Annotated in this window: 24 protein-coding genes; 10 read left to right on the top strand and 14 right to left on the bottom strand. The window is 48.0% G+C overall.

Translation table 11 applies throughout. The features are described from left to right. Positions 1-21 precede the first annotated feature (21 nt). From BMZ54_RS05255 to BMZ54_RS05225, 7 genes are all read left to right on the top strand, one after another. Positions 22-849, top strand: a complete 828-nt coding sequence (locus BMZ54_RS05255) for a rhomboid family intramembrane serine protease (RefSeq protein ID WP_089907148.1) — start codon at positions 22-24, stop codon at positions 847-849. A gap of 30 nt (positions 850-879) precedes the next feature. Then, a complete protein-coding gene (locus tag BMZ54_RS05250; RefSeq protein WP_089907146.1) occupies positions 880-1,827 on the top strand; it encodes a rhomboid family intramembrane serine protease in 948 nt (315 codons plus the stop codon). A 111-nt stretch (positions 1,828-1,938) separates the two neighbouring features. Continuing rightward, positions 1,939-3,069: an endonuclease/exonuclease/phosphatase family protein gene (locus BMZ54_RS05245; RefSeq protein WP_089907144.1), complete on the top strand. Its 1,131-nt coding sequence runs from the start codon at positions 1,939-1,941 to the stop codon at positions 3,067-3,069. A 55-nt stretch (positions 3,070-3,124) separates the two neighbouring features. Beyond that, positions 3,125-4,240, top strand: coding sequence for an endonuclease/exonuclease/phosphatase family protein (locus BMZ54_RS05240; protein WP_089907141.1), 1,116 nt, complete (start codon positions 3,125-3,127; stop codon positions 4,238-4,240). Between the two features lie 94 nt (positions 4,241-4,334). Next, positions 4,335-5,831 (top strand): cysteine--tRNA ligase, encoded by a 1,497-nt coding sequence (gene cysS / locus BMZ54_RS05235; RefSeq protein WP_089907139.1) that lies wholly within the window; start codon positions 4,335-4,337, stop codon positions 5,829-5,831. A 61-nt stretch (positions 5,832-5,892) separates the two neighbouring features. Next, entirely contained in the window at positions 5,893-6,870 is a 978-nt protein-coding gene (locus BMZ54_RS05230) for a M28 family peptidase (protein WP_202909138.1), read from the top strand. A gap of 166 nt (positions 6,871-7,036) precedes the next feature. Continuing rightward, complete coding sequence (locus BMZ54_RS05225) at positions 7,037-7,876, top strand: DNA-3-methyladenine glycosylase family protein (protein WP_238386496.1); 840 nt, start codon at positions 7,037-7,039, stop codon at positions 7,874-7,876. On the opposite strand, the gene BMZ54_RS05220 is transcribed toward BMZ54_RS05225, so the two are convergent. From BMZ54_RS05220 to BMZ54_RS05185, 7 genes are all read right to left on the bottom strand, one after another. Continuing rightward, positions 7,877-8,293 (bottom strand): hypothetical protein, encoded by a 417-nt coding sequence (locus tag BMZ54_RS05220; RefSeq protein ID WP_089907136.1) that lies wholly within the window; start codon positions 8,291-8,293, stop codon positions 7,877-7,879. A gap of 12 nt (positions 8,294-8,305) precedes the next feature. Further along, the gene (locus BMZ54_RS05215) at positions 8,306-9,121 is read right to left on the bottom strand and encodes an endonuclease/exonuclease/phosphatase family protein (protein ID WP_089907134.1); all 816 of its coding nucleotides are present in this window, start codon (positions 9,119-9,121) and stop codon (positions 8,306-8,308) included. A 573-nt stretch (positions 9,122-9,694) separates the two neighbouring features. Beyond that, positions 9,695-10,699: a recombinase RecA gene (recA, locus tag BMZ54_RS05205; RefSeq protein WP_089907129.1), complete on the bottom strand. Its 1,005-nt coding sequence runs from the start codon at positions 10,697-10,699 to the stop codon at positions 9,695-9,697. A 215-nt stretch (positions 10,700-10,914) separates the two neighbouring features. Then, positions 10,915-11,607, bottom strand: a complete 693-nt coding sequence (locus BMZ54_RS05200; protein WP_089907127.1) for a hypothetical protein — start codon at positions 11,605-11,607, stop codon at positions 10,915-10,917. Between the two features lie 49 nt (positions 11,608-11,656). Next, positions 11,657-13,105, bottom strand: a complete 1,449-nt coding sequence (gene rpoN, locus BMZ54_RS05195; protein WP_238386495.1) for an RNA polymerase factor sigma-54 — start codon at positions 13,103-13,105, stop codon at positions 11,657-11,659. Positions 13,106-13,218: 113 nt separating this feature from the next. Next, on the bottom strand, positions 13,219-13,824 hold the full coding sequence (locus tag BMZ54_RS05190; RefSeq protein ID WP_089907122.1) for a ribonuclease HII: 606 nt from the start codon (positions 13,822-13,824) through the stop codon (positions 13,219-13,221). Positions 13,825-13,878: 54 nt separating this feature from the next. Next, positions 13,879-14,310, bottom strand: coding sequence for a hypothetical protein (locus BMZ54_RS05185; RefSeq protein ID WP_143080914.1), 432 nt, complete (start codon positions 14,308-14,310; stop codon positions 13,879-13,881). A 185-nt stretch (positions 14,311-14,495) separates the two neighbouring features. Here BMZ54_RS05185 and BMZ54_RS05180 point away from each other — a divergent pair, with 185 nt between their 5' ends. Beyond that, positions 14,496-16,652, top strand: a complete 2,157-nt coding sequence (locus BMZ54_RS05180) for a S46 family peptidase (protein WP_089907117.1) — start codon at positions 14,496-14,498, stop codon at positions 16,650-16,652. Between the two features lie 170 nt (positions 16,653-16,822). Further along, the gene (locus tag BMZ54_RS05175; protein WP_089907114.1) at positions 16,823-17,185 is read left to right on the top strand and encodes an IPT/TIG domain-containing protein; all 363 of its coding nucleotides are present in this window, start codon (positions 16,823-16,825) and stop codon (positions 17,183-17,185) included. Between the two features lie 76 nt (positions 17,186-17,261). Here BMZ54_RS05175 and BMZ54_RS05170 read toward each other — a convergent pair whose 3' ends face one another. The 5 genes from BMZ54_RS05170 to typA all read right to left on the bottom strand — a co-directional run bounded on the left by BMZ54_RS05170 (position 17,262) and on the right by typA (position 21,953). Beyond that, the gene (locus BMZ54_RS05170; protein WP_089907112.1) at positions 17,262-17,666 is read right to left on the bottom strand and encodes a nuclear transport factor 2-like protein; all 405 of its coding nucleotides are present in this window, start codon (positions 17,664-17,666) and stop codon (positions 17,262-17,264) included. An 8-nt stretch (positions 17,667-17,674) separates the two neighbouring features. Next, the gene (locus BMZ54_RS05165) at positions 17,675-18,187 is read right to left on the bottom strand and encodes an META domain-containing protein (RefSeq protein ID WP_162277474.1); all 513 of its coding nucleotides are present in this window, start codon (positions 18,185-18,187) and stop codon (positions 17,675-17,677) included. 264 nt (positions 18,188-18,451) lie between these two features. Then, the gene (locus BMZ54_RS05160; protein WP_089907108.1) at positions 18,452-19,321 is read right to left on the bottom strand and encodes an SIR2 family protein; all 870 of its coding nucleotides are present in this window, start codon (positions 19,319-19,321) and stop codon (positions 18,452-18,454) included. A gap of 59 nt (positions 19,322-19,380) precedes the next feature. Beyond that, positions 19,381-20,001, bottom strand: a complete 621-nt coding sequence (locus BMZ54_RS05155; RefSeq protein WP_089907106.1) for an alpha-ketoglutarate-dependent dioxygenase AlkB family protein — start codon at positions 19,999-20,001, stop codon at positions 19,381-19,383. Positions 20,002-20,138: 137 nt separating this feature from the next. After that, positions 20,139-21,953 (bottom strand): translational GTPase TypA, encoded by a 1,815-nt coding sequence (gene typA, locus BMZ54_RS05150; RefSeq protein ID WP_089907104.1) that lies wholly within the window; start codon positions 21,951-21,953, stop codon positions 20,139-20,141. A gap of 249 nt (positions 21,954-22,202) precedes the next feature. Between typA and BMZ54_RS05145 the strand changes: the two genes are divergently transcribed. Then, positions 22,203-23,204, top strand: coding sequence for an alpha/beta fold hydrolase (locus tag BMZ54_RS05145; RefSeq protein WP_089907102.1), 1,002 nt, complete (start codon positions 22,203-22,205; stop codon positions 23,202-23,204). A 71-nt stretch (positions 23,205-23,275) separates the two neighbouring features. On the opposite strand, the gene BMZ54_RS05140 is transcribed toward BMZ54_RS05145, so the two are convergent. Beyond that, positions 23,276-25,504: a patatin-like phospholipase family protein gene (locus BMZ54_RS05140; RefSeq protein ID WP_143080913.1), complete on the bottom strand. Its 2,229-nt coding sequence runs from the start codon at positions 25,502-25,504 to the stop codon at positions 23,276-23,278. Positions 25,505-25,618: 114 nt separating this feature from the next. Further along, positions 25,619-26,683, bottom strand: a complete 1,065-nt coding sequence (locus BMZ54_RS05135) for a COX15/CtaA family protein (protein WP_089907098.1) — start codon at positions 26,681-26,683, stop codon at positions 25,619-25,621. Positions 26,684-26,822: the final 139 nt, after the last annotated feature.

Here is a 26,822-nt window from a genome sequence, read left to right as displayed (position 1 = left end):
AATAAACGATCCGATAAAACTATGAACGAACTCAGGCCCGGCAGATTTGAGATCCTTCCCCTGGTGATTAAAAACCTTTTGATCATTAATGGTTTGGTGTTCCTGGCACAGGAAACCTTGCACCCCATGCTGGGCAACCGGCTGGAGAATTTGTTTGCGCTGCATTACTGGGGCTCAGACCTGTTCCGCCCTCACCAGATCATTACCCATCTTTTCATGCACGGCTCTTTCGGGCACCTGTTTTCCAATATGTTCACCCTGTGGATGTTTGGCGCCACGCTGGAAAATGTATGGGGGCCTAAACGGTTCCTTATTTTTTATACTATTTGCGGTATAGGCGCAGCCATGTGCCATATGGGCGTGCTTACCTACGATAACGTACGCCTTACGCACGATGTGCAGGCTTTTCTGCAGGATCCGTCCTATTCTAATTTTGCCCTGCTGGATCGTAAGTACGACCTGGGCTCCGGCACCTTTAACCCGGAAAGTATGAAGATAGCCCTGGCGCAGGCGCCCGGTAACCCGGAGATAGTACAAACCGCCCGGGTATTTGTACAGCAATTTGCCATTGACTTTCGTAACACAGCCACGCTGGGGGCGTCCGGCGCGGTTTTTGGTATATTGTTCGCCTTCGGATATTTGTTCCCGAACAGCTTGATCTATCTTTATTTCCTTTTCCCGATAAAGGCCAAGTACTTTGTTGGCATCTGGATTGTATTGGAGCTGGTTTCCGGAATTCAAAACTCTGCCGGCGATAATGTAGCCCACTTTGCCCACCTCGGCGGGGTCATATTTGGGTATATTTTATTGAAGATCTGGAACCGGAATAACCGACGGAATTTTTATTAATCGTAAATTTATAACAAAGCAATTTGTAGTATGAGAACGGTGGAAAAAGAACGGATCCCCAGCCTCTCCTTAGGAGAAGAACGGAACATTGTTACCCAGCTGCTCGTTGTAAACCTTACCCTATTTATATTACTGCTGTTCACCAGGGTTATTTATAACATGGAAGGTTACAGTACTGCCCAGTTTAATGAAGATGTGCTGGCCTGGGCCTCATTACCGGCTAACCCTGCACGGTTGCTTACCCGTCCCTGGACGCTGCTTACCTCCATGTTCTCCCATGTCAGCGTATGGCAGGTGTTCAGCAACATGGTATGGCTGTGGGGCTTTGGCACCCTGCTGCAAAACGTAGCCGGCCACCAGCGTATTTTACCGCTCTATATTTACGGCGGCTTGTGTGGCGCCATTTTTTACATAATGGGTATGCACGCTATTCCTGCCTTTGAGCCCATATTACCGCAGGCCAGCATGATAGGTGCTGCTGCCAGCGTAATGGCCCTGGCCATTGGCGTTACCACCGTAGCTCCCAACTACCGCCTGTTCCCCATGCTGGGCCGCGGTATTCCCTTATGGATCATTACCACCGTGTTTGTAGCGCTGCACATCAGCTCTCATATATTCTCCACTAACGACGATGCTCAAACCTATTTCCCCGCATTACTGGGCGGTGGCCTTACCGGCTTTCTGTACATGATGCAGTGGAAAAAAGGGAAAGACTGGGGCGCTGGTTTAAACCGGCTTACCTACAAAGTCACTCACCTGTTTCACCCGGTAGAAGAGCAGCACAAGGAAGCCGCGGCGCTGGTAAGGAAAAGGCTGGGTAATTCCATAGGAGGTAACAATCCTTACCGCCGTGTAGGCGCGGTGCCGGAACAGCGCCTGAATGAAATTTTAGATAAAATTCATGAACAAGGCATCCATGCCTTAACACCTGAAGAGCAGGAAACCCTGTTAAGGGCCAGCAAACAACAGGATAACTGAAAAAATAATTCAATTTTTATTCTAATATCGTATAGCTGTAACGGCATCCAACCATTTGGAAATTAATTAATTATGCTATAATTTGCATAACGAATTAACCCCACCTATACGATGAATTTTTTTCAGCAAATACTTCCCCGTATACTATTATTGATCAATTGCCTGTTGGTAACTGCCTTACTAACATCGGCCTGGCTACCTTACCTGAGCCCGCACCATTGGTGGCCCAGTGGTTTTGCCGGTTTAATGTTTCCCGTGCTATTGTTCCTGAACCTGATCTTTATTCTCTGCTGGCTTATTTATAAAAAATGGTATTACTGGCTTTCTGCGGGGGCTATTATCCTATCCTACAACGCAGTGCAGGTAAGCTTTTCCATGCATTGGCCGCAGCAGTGGGCCATAGGCCGGCAGCCTGCGCCCAACTTTACCGTAATGACCTTTAACACCAGCAGCATGGGTGTAAAAGGATATCAGCTGGATAAGGAAATGCATGCATCCATTTTTCGCACTATTCGTGAGGCCAGTCCGGATGTGCTGTGCATGCAGGAATTTTATACGAATGACGATCCTAAGCTCACTAATAATGTTGCAGCCATACAGCAGCGGCTAGGCTATCCCTACCACTACTTTACCAGCGATAAAACGCAGTGGAACACCTGGCACTTTGGCATCGTACTATTTTCCCGCTACCCCGTAATACAAGCCCGTAAAATACCCTGCGGCTATTTCAGTGAGGCCGGCAGCGGCAGCAGCATACTGGAAGCAGATGTGCTGATCTATGGCGATACTGTAAGGATCTATACTGCGCAGCTGCGTTCCTATATGTTTAATCCCGCGGAGCTGGCGCAGCTGCAAGCCATTAAAAAAATAGATGGCAGTAAGGCGCACCTTTCCGGCGCCCGCTCCCTGGCAGCTAAAATGAAACACACCTTTACGGCAAGGGCACACCAGGCGGAGCTGCTGCATCGCTTAACTGCTGAAAGCCCGCATCCGGCAATAGTTTGCGGGGATATGAACGATACGCCGGTTTCCTATACCTACTACACCCTTAGCCAGCATATGCAGGATGCGTTCCTGGAAAAAGGCAGTGGTATGGGCCGTACACTTTCTTTTCTGTCGCCTACCCTGCGTATAGATTATATACTGGCACAACCGCACTTTGACATTCACAGCTATCAAACCTTTCCCAATGCCACGTTTGAGCATTTCCCGGTAATGGCTACCTTTTCCCTGAAGAAGTAACAGGAATCATCAGGACACTTTTCCCTATCTTTATCCAAAAGAGTCTGGTTCTAATTTGAGATTCCTTAGAATATTTACAAAAGGTTTTTTACTGATCGTTAATATAGGAGTAGTAGCCCTTTTCCTGCTGGCCTGCCTGGCGCCCTGGGTATCCCCTGTTAGCTGGTGGCCGATCAGTTTCATCACCCTGGTATTCCCTTACTTACTGGTGCTGCTGATCATTTGTTTCTGTTGCTGGCTGGTACTGGATGTAAAGTATTGCCTGTTATCCCTGCTGGCCCTGGGCCTGGGCTGGAAATCCATGACCGCTTTTGTGGCCTTTCACTGGCCCTCTGCCCAAAACCAGTTTGCGGCCCCGCCCCACAGCCTTACGGTTATGAGCTACAACGTTGGGTTGTTTGGGTTGTACCGCGAAAAAGATAGTAAGTATAACCGGCAGGCCATGTTTGCGCTGATTAAAAAACAGGCCCCCGATATTGCCTGCTTCCAGGACTTTTACACTTCAGAAAAAAAGAACGACTTCAATAACCGGGAAGATATTTCCATAGAAATGCAGCTGCCTTACCGCTACTTTTCCAGTGATTTTAACCGGGATGGCATGCAGCACTGGGGCTCTATCATTTACTCCCGCTATCCCATTATACGGGCAGATAAGGTAAAGCTAACCGACGGGCCTTTCAGCGAAAGCATGATCTATGCGGATATTGTGCGCAGCCCGGATACCATCCGTATTATTAATATGCACCTGGAATCATACCGGTTCAATGAAAAAGATTACCGCTCCATTGAAAAGATCAAAAAACAGGAAGATACCGGCCTGGTAGCCACCAAAGGCATTATGCAAAAAATGCGGGAGGCCTTTCAGCGCCGCGGCAGGCAGGCGGATATTGTGGCGGATTTTATCCGGAAAAGCCCTTACCCGGTAGTAGTATGCGGCGATTTTAATGATACCCCGGCCTCCTATACTTATTTTACCATTAAAGGCGGCCTGCAGGATGCGTTCCTGGAAAAAGGTACCGGCATAGGCCGCACCTTTACCGGCCTGGCGCCGACCCTGCGTATTGACTATATATTGCCCAGTAACGCCTTTACCATCAATAGTTTCCGTAAGATCAACTCTGACCTGAGCGACCACTATCCCGTTATTGCCAACATTACCCTTAAAAAGTAGCAACAGGCCTTTCACCGGCCATCACAGAACCTGGTACTAATTATTAACGCTAACCGCGAATCCTTATCTTTGCAATCCCGGAAATATTTCTAATATGTCAGACCTGAAGATCTATAACACACTACACCGTCAAAAGGAAGTATTCACCCCTTTATATCCCGGGCATGTGGGCATGTATGTTTGCGGCCCTACCGTTTCCGGTGAGTCGCACCTGGGCCATGCACGCCCCTATATCACTTTTGATGTGGTATACCGTTACCTGAAGCACCTGGGTTATAAGGTGCGTTATGTACGTAATATTACAGATGCCGGCCACTTTGAGGAAGAAGGCCGCGCTGCGGAAGATAAGATTGCCAAGGGCGCCCTGCTGGAAAAGCTGGAGCCTATGGAGCTGGTACAGAAGTACACCAACCTGTATCACTGGGCTATGCTGCAGTTCAACTGCCTGGAGCCCAGTATTGAGCCCACTGCTACCGGGCATATCCTGGAGCAGATAGCCATGATACAGAACATCATAGACAAAGGCTATGCTTATGAGGTGAACGGATCCGTATATTTTGATGTAAAAAAGTATGCGGAAAAGTATGATTACGGTATGCTGAGCGGCCGCGTGCTGGAAGATATGCTGGAAACTACCCGCGAGCTGGAATCGCAGGACGAAAAGCATAACAAGGTGGACTTTGCCCTTTGGAAAAAAGCGCCGCCGGAACACCTTATGCGCTGGAACAGCCCCTGGGGCGAGGGTTTCCCCGGCTGGCACATCGAATGTTCTGCCATGAGCAGCAAGTACCTGGGGCATCAGTTTGATATTCACGGTGGCGGCATGGACCTGCAGTTCCCGCACCATGAGTGCGAGATCGCACAAAGCGAAATAGCCCATGGGGAGCTGATGGCGCGTTACTGGGTGCATAACAACATGATCACCATTAACGGCCGTAAAATGGGGAAGGCCTATAACAATACCATTAAGCTCACGGAAATATTTGCCGGTACCCACCCTCTGCTGGAAAGGCCCTATAGCCCCATGACCATTCGCTTTTTTGTGCTGCAAACACATTACCGCAGTACGCTGGACTTCTCTAATGAAGCCCTGCAGGCTGCAGAAAAAGGCTTACAGCGTTTATGGGCGGCCTATGAGGTGCTGCAAAAGCTTACATACGAAAGCAATGGCAGCGCCGTGAATGAGGAGCTGGATAAACAGGTGCAGCAGTGGTGCCAGGAGTGTGATGAGTTTATGAACGATGACCTGAACACCGCTAAAGTGCTGGCCAACCTGTTTGAGCTTACACCGGTGATCAACTCCCTGAAAGGCGGGCAAATAAAAATGCACGAGCTTAGCGAGGCCACCTTCCAGCTGTTGCAAAGAACCTGGCAAACTTACCTCATTGGCATCCTGGGCTTGCAGCCGGAGTCGCAGGTAACGGATAACAGTAAGCTGGATGGCGCTTTGCAGCTGCTGATTGAAATGCGGAAAGAGGCCAAGCTGCGGAAAGATTATGCCACCTCCGACAAGATCCGTAACCAGCTGCTGACCGTAGGCATACAGTTAAAAGATGAAAAAGACGGTAGCGTAAGCTACAGCATTGTATAAGCTACTATATTGCAGGCGCCCTTTAAGCGGCGCCTGTTTTAAATTTATTACCATCGTAATTATGCGTAAACTTTGGACCATTCTTGCCGGCGCCACTTTATTACTGGGCGCCTGCCATTCCTCCAACAACGACAGCAGCGGGGATAACGATGCCGAAACCACCACCGTATCTACCGTAAAAGTACCGGTCTTTAATGCCGATACCGCTTACGCCTATACGGCCAAACAGGTAGCCTTTGGCCCCCGTATTCCCAACACACCGGCACAAAAGAAATGTGCCGACTGGTTGATACAAACCCTGCGCCCCCTGGCCGATACGGTGTATGTACAAAACACTACCGTAACCGGTCCTAAAAATGTGCAGCTGCCCTGTACCAATATTGTAGGCGTGTTTAACCCCGGGGCTACCCAGCGCATACTGGTGCTGGCCCACTGGGATACCCGCCCTGCTGCAGACCAGGATGCATTTGACAAAACTAAAAAGCTGGATGGCGCGGATGATGGCGCCAGCGGTGTAGCCGTATTATTGGAGCTGGCCCGCCAATTCCACCAGCAAAAACCAAACATTGGCGTAGACCTGCTGATGACAGATGTGGAAGATTACGGCGTAAGCGAAGAAGAGAATAGTTATTGCCTGGGTACTCAATACTGGGCCAAACACCCGCATGTGCCGGGTTATAAAGCCAACTACGGTATTTTACTGGATATGGTAGGCGGCCGTGGCACACAGTTCTTTATGGAAGCCGCTTCGCAGCAATATGCGCTGGGCCCTATGAAGGCTTTCTGGGATGTAGCCAACAAGCTGGGCTACTCTGACTTTTTCCGCTATGAAGGCAATGGCGCAGCCATTACCGACGATCATGTGTATGTGAACACCATTGCCAATATTCCTACCTTTGATATTATTGCGTTACAACCCAACGGCAACTTTGCACCGCACTGGCACACGCAGAACGACAATATGAGTGTAATAGACCGCCGTACCTTGCAGGCCGTAGGGCAAACGCTTATGCAGGTAATATATGCGCAGCCGTTTTGAGGAAACGAAGGAGGGATAAAGGAGAGGCTATGAATGATGCGGGACAGCATGCTTCTTCAGTATTCCTGTAAGGGCTGTTCATAGATCCAGTCTGGCATCTGCTTCCATACATCTCATCAGTACTTCTTATTCAGGTTAATCATACTTCTTCCTACAAATTAAAAGTATGCCCAAAGCTAAAGTTACACCAGCCAAATCATCTGCCGCCAAAGGTTCAGCTGCAAAAGGCGCTGTAAAAAGCACGGCTCCCAAAGCAGCCGCCGGCAAGGCCGCTTCCGCTAAAGCAGCTGCATCAAAAGCAGCTAAAGTAAAAATGCCTCCTGCCGCCAAAACTGCGGCTACCGCAGCATCTGCCATTCCAGCTCCTCCTTTACAGGATACTAACGCGCTATACCATCCCCATCTCAGCAAGGATAAAAAGCTGCTTACTATTATGACGGAGCTGCTACCGGCAGTGCCTGTACGAAAAAATATAGCACTGCGCCTCATTGCCTCTATCATGAGCCAGCAGCTTTCTACCAAAGTAGCTACCGTGATCTATAACCGTTTCCTGGCGTTGTACGGTGGTAAGGAACCTACGCCGCAGCAGGTGCTGGATACCCCTGCGGCTACACTGCGCAGCATAGGGCTTAGCAATGCTAAGGTAAGCTACGTGCATAATGTGGCCCGCTTTACTGTGGAGGAAAAACTTACAGACAAGAAACTGCAGCAAATGAGTAATGAGGAAGTGCTTGCTTATTTAACACAGATAAAAGGGGTAGGCCGCTGGACCGTGGAGATGCTGTTAATGTTTTACCTGGGGCGGGAAGATGTGTTTGCAGTAGATGACCTTGGGCTGCAGCAAAGCATGATAAAGTTATATCACCTGGATACTTCAGATAAGAAGGCGCTGCGCCAGCGCTTACTGCAAATATCTGCCAAATGGAGCCCTTACCGCACTTATGCCAGCCGCTACCTCTGGGCCTGGAAAGATATGAAACCCGTAGCCGGCAATGAAAAAGGTTAATTACACCTGTGACATAATATAGCTGATGGCATTCCTGGTTTTCTCAAAAGAAAATACTCTTGCCAATACGCTTTTAAAGTGCTCTTCATCTGAAATTTCATAGAAGGTTTCTTCCAGTATAGAATAAAGTTGAAAGGGGTAAACCTGTAAGCTGCCATGTATGATCCACAATAAAGGGAACTGGTAATTACCCAGTGCCGGAACTTTTATAATGAACTCGTGCCGCAATCCGTTTGTCGTAAGGGCTTCTTTGCCATCATTGCTCATCAGCGCGGGAGATGTTTTTATTTCAACTGTCAGAATGTTGTTACTCATTTTTGACAGGTAGTTTGCCTGGTCCAGCAAGAGTGCCTTAGGCAGTGTGATCTTTTTTTCCAAAATGTCCTCCGGCCATAGATTGGGAGCAGCTTCGCGCATATTGAAAATATTTTAGAGTTTATAAGAAAATTTAATCGGCAGGTGATCCGAAAAATGTTTCGCATCAATGATACCAGCTTTTGTTAAAAGGCGGGTTCCCTTTATTGCCGTTATAATATCTAAATAGTCATCATCAAAGTAATCAATCAGCTCAGGCCGCATGATCACCTGGTCAAACAAGTTCCAATGATAGCTGATCGGTTTTGCCGGACTATAGTAATGCGTTCCCGATACTTCCCCCCTTCCGAGATCTCCCAGAAAACTCCACATCGGATTATAAAAGAAATCATAATCGATCCCATCCACTTTTCTCGAGAGCCGTTTTGCGATCGCTTTTTCCATCGTGGTATGAAAACCCGTATTCTGCACCAGCCCATGTTCAAAGGGGTGCATATTAAAATCGCCAAACACGACTGTTCGCTTATGTCCAACCAAACTTTCTACACTATCAATAAAGGATTTTACACCCAGCAAATATGCCGCCTGATCGTCCCCCGTCCAGTTCACTTTACTTGGCAGGTGTAAACACAACAAAGTTATGCTATTGTTCAAAACGGGCGAATATAAATCTCTGGCGGTTATACGTCTTGTTTCTGATAACAATCCCAGCAAAGAGTCTTTAAACCTTGTATAGATCTGGATCTTATCACAGTTAATGCCTGCGCAGAAATAAAAGGCATTGTTGCTGCGGTTTAATTTACGTAGTACATCCCCCGGTTTCAGGTCGCATTCAGCCAGAAATAGGAGATCAATATTTTGTTCTTCTACCAGATCATACAGCAAATCCGTCAAATCCTGGTTATTGAGGTTCCAGAAGCAAATGTTCATCGGCTAACAGGTAATACACCGTATTCTAATATAAAAAATTAAGCTCATAAATTATAGTGTAATCCCATATATATTTTGCGATGTTACACACTGCTGAAATAGCGCAGCGTGGCTGATTTGAGCGGATTTGAGGCACTTCGGTACGGGCTGATTTTGGGGCAGTGTTTTTTGTGTAGATGAATCTGGTGAGAAATGATCATTGTGCTGCAGCGTACGGGAAATGATTTTTATACGGGTACATTCTGGTAGCAATGACCATCGTGCCCAGGGTGCAGGTTTGGGTAGTGATTTTTTTGCAGGTACACCATGGTTTCAATTGGCCATCCGGATGCAGGCGGTTATGGGTAATATTTGCGCAGATATGGCCTGGCGACAAATGATCATCGCGCTCAATCCCCAGTTCAAATACACCCCGCTCCTGAGCAAAAAAATTCCCCGCCCAGAAATGGGCAGGGATGATTAATTACTAACTAACCCAATGCTTATAACTAAAACTAAAACAAGCTTTTAATACAATTAATCTGTTAAATACCTTAGTTACGAGCTGCTATTAAAGCAATTCACGCTTAAATATTATTGTTGCAATTCTGCAAGTTTGGCTTTGATCTTCACTTCTACTTCGGCGGCAACTTCCGGGTTATCCAGCAGCAGCTGTTTTACCGCATCACGGCCCTGACCCAGCTTATTACCTTCGTAGCTGAACCAGCTACCGCTTTTCTGTATTACTCCATACTCCACGCCCATATCAATCAGCTCACCTGTTTTGGAGATCCCTTCCCCGAAAACAATGTCAAACTCTGCCTGGCGGAAGGGCGGCGCTACCTTGTTCTTTACCACTTTCACCTTCACGCGGTTACCAATGGCGGTATCTCCATCCTTTATCTGCGTCATACGGCGGATATCCAGGCGCACAGAAGCATAGAACTTCAGGGCGTTACCACCGGTAGTGGTTTCGGGGTTACCGAACATTACGCCTATTTTTTCACGCAGCTGGTTAATGAATATGCAGCAGCAGTTGGTTTTGGAAATAGTGGCGGTCAGCTTACGCAGGGCCTGGGACATTAAGCGGGCCTGTAAGCCCATTTTGCTTTCGCCCATTTCACCTTCCAGCTCCCCTTTGGGTACCAGGGCTGCCACAGAGTCAATTACCACCACATCTACCGCGCCGGATAAGATCAGGCGGTCGGCAATTTCCAGGGCCTGCTCACCATGGTCCGGCTGGGAGATCAGCAGGGAATCCACATCTACCCCCAGCCTTTGTGCGTAAGAGCTGTCAAATGCGTGTTCCGCATCTATAATGGCGCAGATACCACCCTTTTTCTGGGCTTCTGCAATAGTATGTATAGCAACGGTTGTTTTACCGGAAGATTCCGGACCGTATATTTCTATGATCCTGCCTTTGGGAAAGCCGCCTATACCCAGGGCAATATCCAGACCCAGTGAGCCGGTAGATATCACCTCCATAGGTTCTGAACCTTTCTCACCCATCATCATCACTGATCCTTTACCAAAATCTTTCTCGATCTTGTCCATGGTGAGGCGGAGGGCCTTCAATTTTTCTGCATTGGCTGTAGACATATAGTAAGTGTTTTTTTACAAATTTAATGGTGTGCTAAGTTATGATCTAATTTTCAATTTTCCTAAAAAATTTAGCATTTCAATTAAAATACTAAATACAGTAGCAATTGTTTTATTTCCCCTCATTTCCGTCCCCGCTCAATTGCCATACAAAGATGCAATGCCTGCACGCAGTGAATATGCGCAGTGAAAAAATCTCTTTAAAAACTAATTTTTTACCCGAGAATAGAATAGGCAATGAATTGTGAAAGGATCCCTACAAAGAAACCGGCATAGATCTCTGCCGGGCTATGGGCGGCCAGCACCAGGCGGGCTGTAGCTACCAGGCCGGCGATAAAAAAGGTGATCACCAGCGGTATGGTAACATTTATATCCATCCCTACCATAATGGCCAGCAAAAAGCCAATAACACCGCCCCAGCCCAGGGTGTGCATACTGATCTTAACAAAGATATTACAGATGAAAGCCGCTATAACAGCCAGGAATATACCCAGGAAAAAGGCATTGAAAAAAGAAGGCGCCACCCCTTCCCGTACAAACGTATAAAAGGCCCAGAAATAATAAATAATGCTGGCTATGTAGGGTATAATACGATCGCGCTGGGAGCGCAGGTAAAAAGAATCTACAAAATGCAGCGCGCGGGAAAGCAGGACGGTCAGCAACGGAAAGAACAGGCTGATGCTGATCACCCGGAAATACAGCTTATCGTACGGAAAACGCACGCTGTATTGTTTGAACGTAACAAAATATTCCGGTAATGACTGTACGATAAAAAAGGTAACAAGGGTAGGTATAAATAAGGGATGCAGGATATAGGAGAGCACCTGTGCCACGGCCCGCATAGCTGCCGGGAATACCGGCCATTCGGGTTTGCTTTCACTCACATGCAGGGCAGATTCTTTATTCATCTTGTTGGTGGTGTATAAACTGTGAAGGGATTTTCACCCTTCACTTGTTTTAAAGTTCTTTTCTTAACCGGGCTACCGGAATATTCAGCTGTTCCCGGTATTTGGCTACGGTACGGCGGGCAATGTTATACCCTTTATCCTGCAACATTTTAGTAAGGTTCTCATCGCTCAGCGGTTTGCGCTTGTTCTCCCCTTCAATAAGGTCCGAGAGTATTTTTTTTACCTCGCGGGTAGATACTTCTTCCCCGCTGTCGGTAGATAAGGATTCGCTAAAGAAGAACTTAAGCTTAAAGGTACCGAACTCCGTTTGCACATATTTACTGTTGGCCACCCGGCTTACCGTAGATATATCCAGCTGGGTAATATCTGCAATATCCTTCAGGATCATGGGCTTCATGGTGGTTTCATCCCCGGTCATAAAAAACTCCCGCTGATAATCCATAATGCTTTCCATGGTAGAGAGCAGGGTATGCTGCCGCTGTTTAATGGCATCTATAAACCATTTGGCAGCATCTATCTTTTGTTTGATGAACAGTACTGCTTCTTTCTGCCGGCGGTCTTTTTTATCGCCCCGGTCATACTCCTTCAGCATTTCCCGGTAACCTTCGGATATACGCAGGTCCGGTGCATTCTTGGAGTTCAGCGTAAGCTCCAGCTTGCCATTGTTGTTGAATATAAAGAAGTCGGGCACCACATAGCTTTCCGCCTTATTTACCGTTGCATAGTTACCACCGGGTTTGGGAGTAAGGCGTATGATCTGGTTAATGGCTTCTTTCAGCCCTTCATCTGTCAGGTTCAGGCCCTTCTGTATCTTTTCGTAGTGCTTCTTGGTAAATTCATCAAAGTAGCCTTCCAGGATCTGGTAAGCGGTTTGTACCCCGTCATCGTCCTGCGGTTTGCGTTTCAGCTGCAGCAGCAGGCATTCTTTCAGATCGGCGCAGCATACGCCGGGAGGATCAAATTCCTGGATCTTTTTAATGAGCATCCTTATTTCCTCTTCATCTGTCTGAATATTCTGGGAAAAGGAAAGGTCATCCACAATAGCGCTTATTTCGCGGCGCAGGTAACCATCATCGTCAATGCTGCCAATGATCTGCTCTGCAATGCTCTGCTGGTGATCGTCCAGCTCCAGCATACCCAGCTGGCTCAGTAAATGTTCGTGAAAAGAGGTCTCCACCCGTACCGGTATGGTTTTATTTTCATCCGGGTCAGGATAGTTATCATCACGCAGGCGGTAATCCGCTATATCATCATCGCCTTCATTTACATATTCCGAAATATCTATATTGTCGTACTCATTCTCACTGCCATCCGGCTCAAACTCATCTTCCTCCCCACCTTCTTCAGTGGTGGTGGCAGGCGCCAGCTCTTCCTGTACCTCCTTTGCAGGATCATCATCATGGCCTTCTTCTTCCCCGTATTCCAGTGCAGGATTTTCCTCCAGCTCCTCCTTGATGCGTTCATCCAGGTTGGCAGTAGGCACCTGCAGCAATTTCATGAGCTGAATTTGCTGGGGTGAAAGTTTTTGTAATAGCTTTTGCTGTTGTGTCTGCTTTAACATAGTCTACTCATCTCCCAATACAGGGTAAAACAATAAATATCATTACTCCATCACAGATCTTCATCTACTTCCAGCTCTTCCGGCAATAACCTGAACGATTTACGGTGGTAGGGAGTTTCGCCATGTTCCCGGATGGCTTTACGATGATGCAGGGTTGGATAGCCTTTGTTATCATTCCATCCAAAATGCGGGTACTGTGCATGCAATTGCTGCATATACTCATCGCGGTAGGTTTTAGCCAGTATGGAGGCCGCAGCAATGGAAGCATAAATTCCATCGCCCTGTATAATACATGCATGCGGTACCTGTCCATAGGGTACAAAGCGGTTACCATCTACCAGAATAAATCCCGGCTGTTGGGACAGTTGTTCCAGTGCCAGGTGCATGGCCTTAAAAGAGGCCTGCAATATGTTGATCCTGTCTATTTCCGTGTTATCTACACTTGCTACGGCATAAAATTCGGCTTCCTTTTCTATCACATAACGCAGCTGATCACGTTCTGCCGGTTTTAGCTGCTTGGAATCATTCAACAATGGGTGCCTGAAGCGCAAAGGCAGTATTACAGCCGCTGCAAATACAGGCCCCGCAAGGCATCCCCGGCCTGCTTCGTCGCAACCTGCCTCCGGTTGTATATGTTGATGATTAATCAGTAACAAGCGCAAAAATTTGATCCCGGTAAAGTTATAAAACTATTTTATGACGCCGTAATTTTACTGGAACAGGTCCTTAAAGTCCTGTTTAAAATTAGTCCACTCCTTATCTGATTTTTTCAGCAAAGTATCAATTTTCAGCTGGGTGCTGTCCCATGTTTCAGCGCTTGCGTTTTTCAGGTCATGCAGCTTGCTGTTGATATCATTCCGCAAACCGTTCAGTTTTTTACGCGCCTCTGCACCCCGGCTGGTGCTGTCGCTTCTTAGGGTGGCCATTTTCTCGTCAATCTCCTTTTTGCGCTCTTCCAGGTCATCTGCCGCTTTTTTCTTTTGTTCTTCCAGGTAATCGGCGGCGGCATGGGCTGTTTCCTTTATATCATTCCCTATTTTTTCGATGCCCTCCTTCATTTCCTCCTTCTTTTCCTGCTGGGCACGGTTTTCCCGGCAGGCCAGCAAGGCTATCAGCATACATCCTATCAGTAACTTATTCATTTTCAGGTTAGTGGTTTTGCGGGCATCCCCATTTCAACTATATACAAACAGTACAATCCGGCCACCAGGCCGGACAATTTTCCCCTTATCAAAAGGCGTTCCACTTTTTGGAGCAGCCCGCTACGTATATTGTATTATCAAAAAAAAAGGTAGGTTTGAAGCCTGTTTAAAATTACGGACGTTTTATGAAGAGAGCCTTATTGGTTTTGACCTTGCTGCTGGCCATGCAATGCGCCAGGGCAGACGAGGGGATGTGGCTACCCTATTTACTGGGACAGCAGGTGTACGCGGATATGGTGAAGAAAGGGCTGAAACTGAGCAAAGAGCAATTATACAGCATTAATAAAGCCTCCCTGAAAGATGTGATCATTATTTTCGGCGGGGGCTGTACCGGGGAGATCGTAAGCAGCCAGGGACTTATATTTACCAATCACCATTGTGGGTACGACGCTATTGCCAGCGCCAGCTCCATGGCGCATAATTACCTGAAGAACGGGTTTTACGCCCATAACAAACAGGAAGAGATCCCTGCCGGCAAACTATCTGCACAGTTCCTGGTAAAAGTAGAAGATGTTACCAAGCAGGTGACCGATACCCTGCAAACCCTGGATGGTGAAGAACGGCAGCAACGGCAACAACGCCTGTTTAATAACATTGTAAATGCCGCTACCAATGGCACGGGCTATGAAGCCAAAGTAGTTCCCATGTTCAAAGGCAACCAGTACCTGCTGTTCATATACGAGCGCTATAAAGATATACGGCTGGTGGCGGCCCCGCCGGAAAGCGTGGGTAAGTTTGGCGGCGATACCGACAACTGGGAATGGCCCCGCCATACCGGCGATTTCTCCGTATTCCGCGTGTATACAGATAAAAACGGAGCTCCTGCAGAATATGCGGCCGATAATGTGCCGCTGAAACCCAGGTACTTTTTACCGGTATCCATTAAAGGTGTAAAGGAAAACGATTATGCTATGGTATTCGGTTATCCCGGCGGTACCAACCGGTACGAAACCTCCTACGGTGTACAGCTGAAAACAGCAGTAGAAAATCCGGCCATTGTAGGCCTGCGTGATATACGGCTCAAATATATGTTTGAGCAAATGAAAAAAGACCCGGCTATTAAACTGAAAATGGCCGCTTCCTACGCCAGCATTGCCAACTACTGGAAGTTTTATGACGGGGAAACCAAACAGCTGCTGAAATACCATGTGCTGGAAGATAAGCAGGCAGAGGAAGCAGCCTTCCGGGAGTGGGCGCATGATAAGCCCCAATACCAGAACCTGTTCACTGACTATGCCAATGCCTACAAAGAATGGGCGCCTTATACCAAACACCGTATATACATTAACGAAGGCATTTTAGGATCGCGCCTCACAGCCTTTGCAGCCAGCCTGCAGAGCGTGGAACGGTCGCTTACGCAGCCTGACATACAGCCGGAAATGTTACAGAAAAGCTTGCAGGCGGCAGATAAGGCCCGCCATGCTTTCCTGGAAGATGAAGACAAACACAGCGATCAGCAGATTATGGCCGCAGTGTGCCATAAGTTTTACACCGATATTCCGCAGGCACAGCACCCCGTTGGGTTTTATGATGCGATAAAAGCAAAATTCGGCAGCCTGGATGATGATAATACCTACCGCATGTGGGCTGCTGCGCTGATGAAGAGCACCATTATTATGAATGATGATAAGTGGGCGGATTTTGTAGCCCACCCGGATGCAGCTACCCTGCAAACAGACCCGGCCTTTGCCTACGCCGGTGCATTCACCAAAAACTACGCTACCCGCTACCTGCCGCTGTATAACCAGTTTATGCTGAAGAACGGCGATCTGGGCCGCCTGTACCTGAAGGGTGTAATGGAAATGCAGCCGGCCAAAAAATGGTACCCGGACGCCAACTTTACCATGCGCCTCACTTACGGACAGGTAAAGCCTTACAGCCCGCAGGATGCTATTCATTACGATTACGTATGCACTATGAAGGGGGTGCTGGAAAAATATAAACCCGGCGACTATGAATTTGACCTGCCGGAAAAATATATGGACCTGTACAGGCAAAAAGATTTTGGCCCCTACAAAGACCAGAAGCGGAATGATATGGTAGTATGCTTTATTACCACCAACGATATTACCGGCGGCAACTCCGGCTCACCGGTGCTGAATGCCAACGGGGAGCTGATAGGCCTGGCCTTTGACGGCAACTATGAAGCGCTGAGCCATAAGATCCAGTTTGACCAGGTATATAACCGTACCATTTGCGTGGACATCCGTTATGTGCTGTGGTGTATTGATAAGCTGGGTGGGGCTTCCAACATTATCAGCGAGCTAAAGCTCATGAAATAAAAAACAGCAGATCCGCTGAAACCAGGGCCCACCGAGCAAACGGTGGGCTTTTGTTTTGCAGGTAGTAGTACGTATTTAACAAACTTCCGTAATAATACGCATTATCAATTCGTTACATTGCCGTAGCTTTGCATCCGTTTTAGATAACCCCAATAAAAAAATCTGTGATTATGAAAGGTAAAGTAGTGATGCTGGCCCTTATGGCCGCTTGTATGTGCTGGTTGTGCAGCTGCGATGTTAACACCCAGGCCGTTAGTAATATATCCGTTACGGTGATCCCCCATGGCAGCACCAGCACCTTTTTAGCCATTAGTGGCAAGGGTTTTAGCCGTAAAGCGGCTGAAAATAAGGTGATCATTGGCGTTAAAGATGCCAGTGTGGTAAGCGCTACCCCGCAGCGGCTGATCGTAAAAGTGCCCGGCGATGTGCAGGGTAAGCTACCGGTTACTGTAAAGGTAAAAGAGCAAACCTCTAACACCGCTTACGTGCAGTATGCCATTGCAGCCACACTGGCTGAGGCTTTGCGCCCCTAAAGAATTGAAAATGTAAAAGTAGCATGCAGCTATTGTTAACCCTAACATCCGGGCTGCATTTACTTTTACATTTTTTTTACGATGGATCTTTCGCTTGTTTAGGATTGTTGCCCGGCCCCGCTGCACCCCGGATAGCGCGATAATAGAACTGCTGTTTTACGATCTTCCCATTTTCCCAATGCTGCAGAAAGGCTTCCTTCAAAAACTTCAGGCCTTCTGTTTTGTGATAAAAAGTGATCATCATTTCCCCCATTACTATTTGCTGCTCCTCATCCACCACCAGTGTGGGCACGCGTATCACCAGCTGATCTATCTTTTCCAGGCTTTGCTGTTCCAGGCTTAGCAGACGCTGTTTACCGCGGATGGTTTCCTCATCATTTTCCTGCTGGTAAATATTATCATCATAGTATTGTTCTATAACTGCAATGGTATTGCCTGCTTCCAGCAGCTGTTTATAGGCCTGTGCATCTTGCTGTAACATAGGGAGTGTTATTGGCGGTCTGTAGCCACCGGTTTATCCGTCATTCCAAACATCAGCACCACCTTGCCACTGTCATACAGGTTCAGGGTTTGATCTGCAATATCAAACGTGTAGGTATGATCACTGAGCAGGCGCAGGAAGCTGCTTTCCCTTTCATTGGCTGCCTGGTCAACACAAGCCATACGGGTGCTTATTACCTGGTTAAATTTAATCTGCTGGTTATCTGCATCATAATTGCCGCCTAACCGGTTACAGCCGCCGTTGCCGGAAAAGCGTTTTTGCGCGGTATCAAAATCCAGCCATATGCCGGATTGCTCCAGGGTAGTGCCATCCAGCTGTATAAGGTTCCATCTTTTTTTCTGAATGAAAGACCAGGGATCCGGTTTATCAGCAGCGGGTGCCTGCTGGGCGGGTGCAGCGGTTACAGTAGTATCCTGTTGCTCTTTCTCCGTGGCGGTTTTATTATTGCAGGTATTTGCTAATAACACCACGGTTGCGGAAAGGATCAGTTTTGTAAGCATACAGACAGGTTTTTGGTGTGGTGGAAGGTACAAAAATTGGTCCACAGTCTGTGGACTGTGGGGTCCATGGTCCATAGTCGATAGTCCATTGCCTTTAGCGCAGTGGTTATTATACAAGTAAGAGATAACTGCCTTTGCACGTACAACTTATACTGCGAATAATGCTATGGACTATCTACTATGGATCATAGACCTTGCAACGGCCTTTTCTTGTACAGTTTATACTGCGAACAATGCAATGTACTATCGACTATCGACCATGGACTATTTCTCCTTAATACGCTTCAGCACTTCCACATAATACGCGGTTTTATTAGCCGCGCTGATGGATACGATCTGCACATCATTGGCCTTCAGCATATCCAGCTTAAAGGCCGCTGCCTTTTCAAACTCTGATGGAATGTAGTAGTACAGCTTATTATGCACCGGTATGGTATTGCGCTGAAACTTTTGCCGGGCGCGGTAAGTGAGCAGCCACCACAGGTCTGTTTCCACAAAATCCAATGACAGTCCCAGGATATGTATATCCTTTGTAAAGAACAGGTCCAGCCAGGAGTAAGTGCTTACAGGGCCATGCTTCAAACGCTGTAACAGCGGCAGCCGTGGCGCCTGCGGACTGCTGTAGGTAGTGCCGGATACCACGTAGTTACGCATTTGCTGCAGCTGCCCGCCGTAATGTTCAAAGCCCAGGTTAATGCTCATAGGGTTTAAACAATCGCCGTGTATATGCCAGTACTCTGTATTATGCAGCGTGTACTTGCGGAAAATGCTGAAAGTGCGCTCCTTTATCAGGCTGCTGTGCTGTTCCGGCGTACTGCCTTCCAGCGTGTATTCGTAATTGGTAGTAAGCACATGCGCAGGCTTCAGCTCACGTATACGGGCATGCAGCTCATTAGGGGTAATATCGCCGATCTTTTTGGCAATAAATCCTTTCAGGTCACGCTCCCGGATGTGTGACTGCTGAATGGCAGTAAGGAAGATCTCTTCATACAATAGCGGGAAGGGTTTTTTATCATCCAGCTGTACGCAATTAGTTCCGCAAAAGGTAAGGATCTCCTGCAGCAGGTCTTTCCAGCTCTGCCCCCGGGAAATGTTGTTGATGTCGTTACCGACCAGTAAAATGGGGTGTTGCATAGGAATATGGTTTTATTACTGATCTGAAGGTACGAGTGCGCATTGCAGGGTATTTGCGTTCAGGGATTAATAACACGAAAGGTAAGATTTATCCTGGAAGGTAGTAGCCTGGCCGTTTTAGGTACCTGGTGCTGCCAGTAATGCTGCAGTGTTCCCTTCATCAGCAGCAGGGAGCCATGCTGCAGCTCCAGCTCATATTTCAGGGTATGATCCTGCTTATACCGCAGCATAAAACGGCGGGCAGCGCCAAAGTTCACCGATGCAATTACCGGGTTGGCCCCCAGTTCCGGCTCATCATCCGCATGCCAGCCCATGGCATCTTTACCATTACGGTACAGGTTTAACAGCACACTGTTAAAATGCACGCCGGCCGGCGGCTCAATTTTTTCTTTGATCTGCAGCAGTGCCGGGGTCCAGGGCTCCGGTGTATAAGTGGTACCGGAAAAGGCATAGGCGCTGCCAGCGTCTCCATGCCAGGCCATGAGGCGGGGAAAAAGCACGGTTTTGCCGTACATTTTCATGGATTCCTGTTTCCAGTGTATATCCTGTGTTAGCTCCCGGAATAAAGTATCTGCTTCCCCGGTGGAAAAAAATTGCGGATAATATTCCAGCAATCCGTCTTTCAACGGAACCTGGTGGGAGGATGGCTCCCCCGAGAACATCGGTAGCTGCTGGTTCATGGGGTAAAGATAAAAAAAGGTCCACAGTCGATGGTCCATGGTCCATAGCATAGTGCGTATAGGATAGTGAGCGCCTGTAAAATGAAAACGGTCCACAGCCTGTAGGCTATGGACCGTTAACTATCGTCAGGGGACTGTTATCCGCCTACTTCTTCTGTTTTCATTGTTTTCTGGAAGCGCTTACGCTCTTCTTCATCCAGGATGGTTTTACGCATACGGATAATGTTAGGCGTTACTTCTATACACTCATCATGCTGAATGTATTCCATACACTCTTCCAGTGTCATCAGCGTTTTGGGGGCAATGCTGGCAGCACCATCCGTACCGCTGGCGCGCATGTTGGTAAGCTTTTTACCTTCATTCGGGTTTACTACCAGGTCGCCGGGTTTGTTGTTTTCGCCAATGATCATGCCTTTGTAAACTTCCTCTCCCGGATCTACGAAGAAAAAGCCACGGTCCTGCAGTTTATCCAGGGAATAAGCGGTAGTAGAACCGGCTTCCTTGGCAATCAATACACCGTTATTACGGCCGGGGATAGCGCCTTTCCAGGGTTTATAATCGTTAAAGCGGTGCGCCATTACAGCTTCACCGGCAGTAGCGGTCAGCATCTGGGTACGTAAGCCTATCAAACCACGGGAAGGAATTTCAAATTCCAGGTGCTGCATGTCGCCTTTGGTTTCCATGATCAGCATCTCTCCTTTACGGCGGGTTACCAGGTCAATTACCTTGCTGGCAAATTCCTGCGGAACGTCCACTACCAGGGTTTCATACGGCTCATGCTTTTTACCGTCGATGGTTTTCACAATTACTTTGGGCTGGCCCACAGTAAGCTCATAACCTTCACGGCGCATGGTTTCTATTAATACCCCTAAGTGCAGGATACCGCGGCCAAATACCATAAAGGTATCTGCACTGTCTGTATCCTCAACCCGCAGGGCCAGGTTCTTTTCTGTTTCTTTCATTAAACGGTCGCGCAGGTGGCGGCTGGTTACAAACTTACCATCCTTACCAAAAAGAGGTGAGTTGTTAATACCAAACTGCATGTTCATGGTAGGCTCGTCCACGCTGATCACCGGTAATGCTTCCGGATTCTCAAAATCGGCAATAGTATCGCCAATGTTGAAATCTTCTATACCTACTACGGCGCAAATGTCGCCGGGCATTACTTCTGTTACTTTCTTCTTACCCAGGGATTCAAAGATGTACAGCTCACGTACGCGGGTCTTTTTAATACCATCTGCCTGTACCAGTGAAATGGGCTGGTTTTCCTTAATGGTTCCGCGGGTTACTTTACCTACGGCAATACGGCCCAGGAAGGAAGAATAATCCAGGGAGGTGATCTGCAGCTGCAGAGTACCTTCGCCTATTTTAGGTTCCGGAACATATTCCAGGATACCATCCAGCAGCGGGGTAATATCATCACACTGGGTCAGGGAATTATTAAACCAGCCGTTCTTACCGGAACCATAGAAAGTGGGGAAGTTCAGCTGCTCTTCCGTTGCATCGAGGTTAAAGAACAGATCAAATACCGCATCGTGTACTTCATCCGGGCGGCAGTTAGGTTTATCTACCTTATTAATTACTACAATAGGTTTCAGATTCAGTTGCAGCGCTTTTTGCAGCACAAAACGGGTTTGCGGCATGGGGCCTTCAAAGGCATCCACCAGCAGAATTACCCCGTCGGCCATTTTCAGCACGCGCTCTACCTCACCGCCAAAGTCGGCGTGGCCCGGTGTATCAATTACATTGATCTTTACATCTTTGTACACCACAGATGCGTTTTTACTGAAGATGGTGATCCCACGTTCCCTTTCCAGGTCGTTACTGTCCATGATCAGGTCACCGGTTTCCTGGTTAGCCCGGAAAACGTTGGTCTGATGGAGGATCTTGTCTACCAGGGTGGTTTTACCGTGGTCTACGTGCGCAATAATAGCTATGTTACGGATATTCATATAAGTCTTGTACTATAGAAATTTTACAGGGGCATTAGGCCGGTCTGTGTAAACGAAGGCGCAAAGGTACTAAAATATGTGGAAAAAATGGGGGAAAGTGCTTTAAATAAATGTGATCAAGATGTTAATGTTAGTAGAAGAATTGAATACTATGATTCTGAGGGGGTTGCAGGGCCGCGGCCGGTAATATTTTGATCTTTGTGCGGGCATTACATTTGTACTAATCAGCCAACTGTTAAAAATATTCCCATGCACTTCAAAAAATATTGCCTGTTAGTGTCCTTATTCTGTTACTTTACCGGTATCATGCAAGCCCAAACCATTCCCCCGCAGGATGCTACCCTTTCTAGCTACAACTACCCCTACCCGGTTCATTATATTACCTTAAACATACAGGGCCAGCACCTGAAAATGGCCTATATGGATGTGCAGCCTGCCCAGCCCAACGGCAAGGTGGTAATGCTGTTGCATGGCAAGAACTTTTGCGGCGCCTATTGGGACAGTACGGCAGCCGACCTGCGCAAAAACGGCTATCGTGTAATAATTCCTGATCAAATAGGTTTCGGCAAATCTGCTAAACCGGCCCACCTGCAATACAGCTTTCAGCTGCTGGCGCAAAATACCAAAGCCCTGCTGGATACCCTGCACATCACAAAAACCGCGGTGCTGGGGCATTCCATGGGTGGCATGGTAGCTGTGCGCTTTGCATTAATGTTCCCGGAAATAACGGAAAAGCTGATCCTGGAAAATCCCATTGGGCTGGAAGACTGGAAGGTAAAAGTGCCCTATCAATCCGTGGATAAGTGGTACCAGTCTGAATTAAAGCAGGATTATGAAAAGATCAAGCAATACCAGCTGGATAATTACTATGCCGGGCAATGGAAACCCGCTTACGAAAAATGGGCGCGGCTGCTGGCCAGCTGGACCAAAGGGCCTGATTACCCGCGTGTAGCCTGGAATGCAGCGCTCACCTACGATATGATCTTTACCCAACCGGTGTATTATGAATTTGAGCACATCCAGGCGCCTGCCCTGCTGATCATTGGCCAGCGCGACCGTACCGCCCTGGGCAAAGCCAGCGCGCCGGAGGAGGTTCGTAAAACTTTAGGTAATTACCCGGAGCTGGGTAAAAGCGCCGCGCAAAGAATACCGCATGCCCAAATGGTGCCCATTGACGGCGTTGGCCATTTACCGCATATTGAGGCTTACGAGCAGTTTATAAGCGCATTGCTGGCGTTCCTGAAGGAATAAACAATCAATAGTCAGAAGATACCAACATATCAGCGCATTGCCCTTCATCTGCACACTAGCATATCTGCACATCATTTCATCAGCTTCAGCACATAATCAAATGAAGCCTGGTTGGCAGTATTATCCAGGGCGCCGGCAATATCTATCTTTTCACGGGAGGTAAGGTGCCAGCTAAGGGCCGCCGCTTTATCTTCCTTCTGCGGCACATACTGGAAAATTACCCGGTGGAATTTTTCGGGAAAATATCCTTCCATATAATTCACCTGGTTATCCTGCTCAAAATCCTGCATGGCGCTCCAGTGCTGCTGCATGGTGAACAGCGGATCAAAAATGAGGTTGCTTAGCGTTTTTGTTTTTTCTATGGGGCGTATATCGTTCTTACGGGTATCGCGTACCTGTATGTACACTACCCCGCTGGTGTTTTCGTTTATCCACTCCCGGAAAGTGTATAAAAAGCGCAGGTTGGTTTCCTGCCCAAAGTTGTCACGGATGCCGGCATCCATTACATCCACAATGGGATCGCTGGGCAGGAATACATTGGGCAGCACATAAGGAAAAGTGGCGCACATGCGTATGGCGCTGGTAACACGCAGGTCCATGGCATGCTGGGCGGCAAAATATTGCGTAAAGTCCACCCCATCCACATCCCGTACTGCACGGGTGGGGTATTTATATTCCGGCGCGCATAAATAGCTAATGGGTTGCGGGGAAATTAACAGGCGGCGTCCATCTGCATTAATAGTGGCATTCCAGATGAGCATGGGAATAATGGCCTGCTGCTCCGGCAGCTGGTAATCCCGTATGGTTTTCTCCAGCACATGGTCCGTATTATCATTCAGCTGCATTTCAAAGGCATAGCCACGGTCTTTGGCGTAGCGGTTGGCGCCTATTTTAAAAGAGCGGAAAGGCGTAATAAAATCATTTACTGCCAGCGCTGAAAAAACGGAGTTCAGCAGGTCACGGGAGATCCGTTCCGTATAGGCAGTGTCCTGTATATTCATGGGTTTGCCCAATCGTTTCAGGTGGTAGAGCTCCCGGTAGTACGAGGCACCCATCATTCCACCAGATGCGCCGGTGAGCAGCATGGTATGGTCCATAAGCGAGCCATGGGTAAGCGTATCCAGGCGCTGCAGCACGTTCATAGACCAGGCGGCCGCCCGTATGCCGCCACCGCTGAAGTTCATTACTACCAGCCGGGGCTTTTTACCGGGCGGAAATTTAGCCTTCCACTGCTCCAGTATTTTAAGGGTACCCTCCTTGTCCCGCCTGGCCCGCTCTTCTGAAAAGAACTGCTGCAGGCTGTTTACATTATATGCCGGCCGTTCCTTCGGCTGCCGGTAGTTTAAGCCATAGGCTTTATTGCGATTATCCAGCAGATTGTTCACCGTCATCCAGTTCAGCACAAACATCATTACCAGCAAAACCGGTATGGCCCAGGTTTGCAGCAGGTAGGCGTAAGCGCCGGCAATCCCTATCAAAAAGGCAAAGAACACCATTACACTGGCGCCGGCAGGGATCCGGCAAACATTGTAGTCCATTAAAAAAGCCAGTATCACCAGGAATACCAGGGCGCAGCCTACCGTGATCATGGCGGCAAAGTGGTGCTGCTTTAAAATACTGTCCAGGTAATGTTTGTTATAGTGATCCACATTCCGGGCACGGCGTATCCTGAAGGGGGAAGAAAAGTAATTGTGTACAGGCAGCGCATTTTCATCATGCTCCTGCCCCGGTTTCAGCACAGTCCTTAAAAAATTACGGGGGTTGCCAAAGCGGCGCTCCAGGCGGCGGCTAATGTTCTTATCTGCATTAAAAAAGTAAAAGAAGGAGAAAAAGATCACGAATAATACTCCGCAAATAAAACCTTCTGCCAGCAGCAATATTTCCGGCACGGTGCTGAGCTGCTGGTAGCGCTGGTACTGCCAGCCCCGCACCAGCAGGCATATGAGGAATGTAAGCGGGATAATGGAATTATTTAAGCAATAGCGGAAAAATGGCTGAGAGGTAGTGGCCAGAAATTTAAAGCGGCTGGTATGCAGTATAAAGGTGGTAATGTTCCAGCTCATAATGAAAAAGCCGGTAGCCAGGCCCAGGAGAGTGGTACTGTAAAAATTTACGTTACCCAGGTATTCCGGCGCCAGGTACAATGCATCGCCCCCAAATACCTTGGCAAAACCACCGTTAATGGTACTGAAAAAAATTGCCCAGAAAATAAGCAATACCTGGTACTTGCGAAAGTGCAGCAACAGCAGCTGTATAGGGAAGGAGTAGTAAGTTTTAACCAGCAGTAGTTTCAATTTCACTTGAAGTAGTTTGATGTCCTCATGGTCAAGTGAAACGTCCGTTTGGTATTTAGCGGGTCCGTTTCTTCCCCAAACCAATTGCAGATAAACTTACGAAAAAATAGTGGTATGTTATTAGGAAACGGGCTTACCTGTAAGCGCCGGTTTTCCATTACTTAAGAACAGGGTCCATACCAATGCCAGTAATAATAACATGCCGGTGAACTGGTGCAGCACGGCCAGCAGCAGCGGTATTTTTACCACGCTGCCCATTACCGTTAATACTCCTAATAATACCTGTAACAATACCAGCAGCAAAGGCAGGTAACGGATGCGGTGCAAACGGCTGTAAACCGGCGTTTTAGCAGCATTCCACCACCAAACGGCTACGCCAATGGCTATCAGGTAAGCCAGGCCCCGGTGAATAAATTGCACGGCAATATGGTTCTGCGTTATACTTTCCAGGAAACCGCCCTGCTGCATGCCTGCGGGCCACCACATGCCGTTAATATCCGGCCAGGTGCTGGCAGCCAGTGCGGCGTGCAGGCCTGCCATAAATGCGCCGTATATCAGCTGCAGGGTTAATAATACCAGCAGCCAGCCATTTAACCTGCGCAGCGAAGGGGAATAAAGTATAGCCGTTGCCGGTGTGCTGATCTTCAGTGCGAACCACAGCACATAGCATAACAGCAGCAGCGCTGCAATGAAATGTACGGCCAGGCGAATGTGGCTTACGTACAAATTCTCCTCATTCAAACCGCTCTTTACCATGATCCAGCCAATGGCGCCCTGCAGGGCGCCCAGCAGGAACAGGATGATCATGGGATTTACCATGCTCCGGTCTATCTTCTTTTTTATAAGGAAATAAATGAACGGCACTGCAAACACAAGGCCCATGAGCCGGGCCCAGTCGCGGTGCAGCCATTCCCAGAAGTAAATGGCCTTAAAGTCAGATAAGGTAAAATGGCTGTTCACATAGGTGAACTGCGCAATCTCCTTGTATTTATCAAAAGCTGCCTGCCAGGCTTGTTCATTCATAGGGGGCAGGGCGCCCAGGATGGGCTTCCACTCTGTAATAGACAACCCCGAACCGGTAAGGCGGGTAATGCCGCCCAGTAATACCTGGATAATGATCATGCCTACGCCTGTATATAACCAGATGGCTACAGGACGGTGCTGCTGCAGTGTGCTTTTTTCCATAAACGCTGCAAAATTAGGTCAATTTGCAATTGGAAGTGAATAACTGTGTGCGGCTGTGCTGAAAAAACAACTACTCCCGTTTTTAAAATTTGTTCCCTAATTTGAGTGGAGCGAATAACTGATTGTCATATCCAAAGCC

The sequence above is a fragment of the Chitinophaga rupis genome, from assembly GCF_900109685.1.
Lineage (GTDB): Bacteria > Bacteroidota > Bacteroidia > Chitinophagales > Chitinophagaceae > Chitinophaga > Chitinophaga rupis.
The sequence above is the reverse complement of the archived record's forward strand: the minus strand, read 5'-3'. Positions and strand labels throughout refer to the sequence as shown.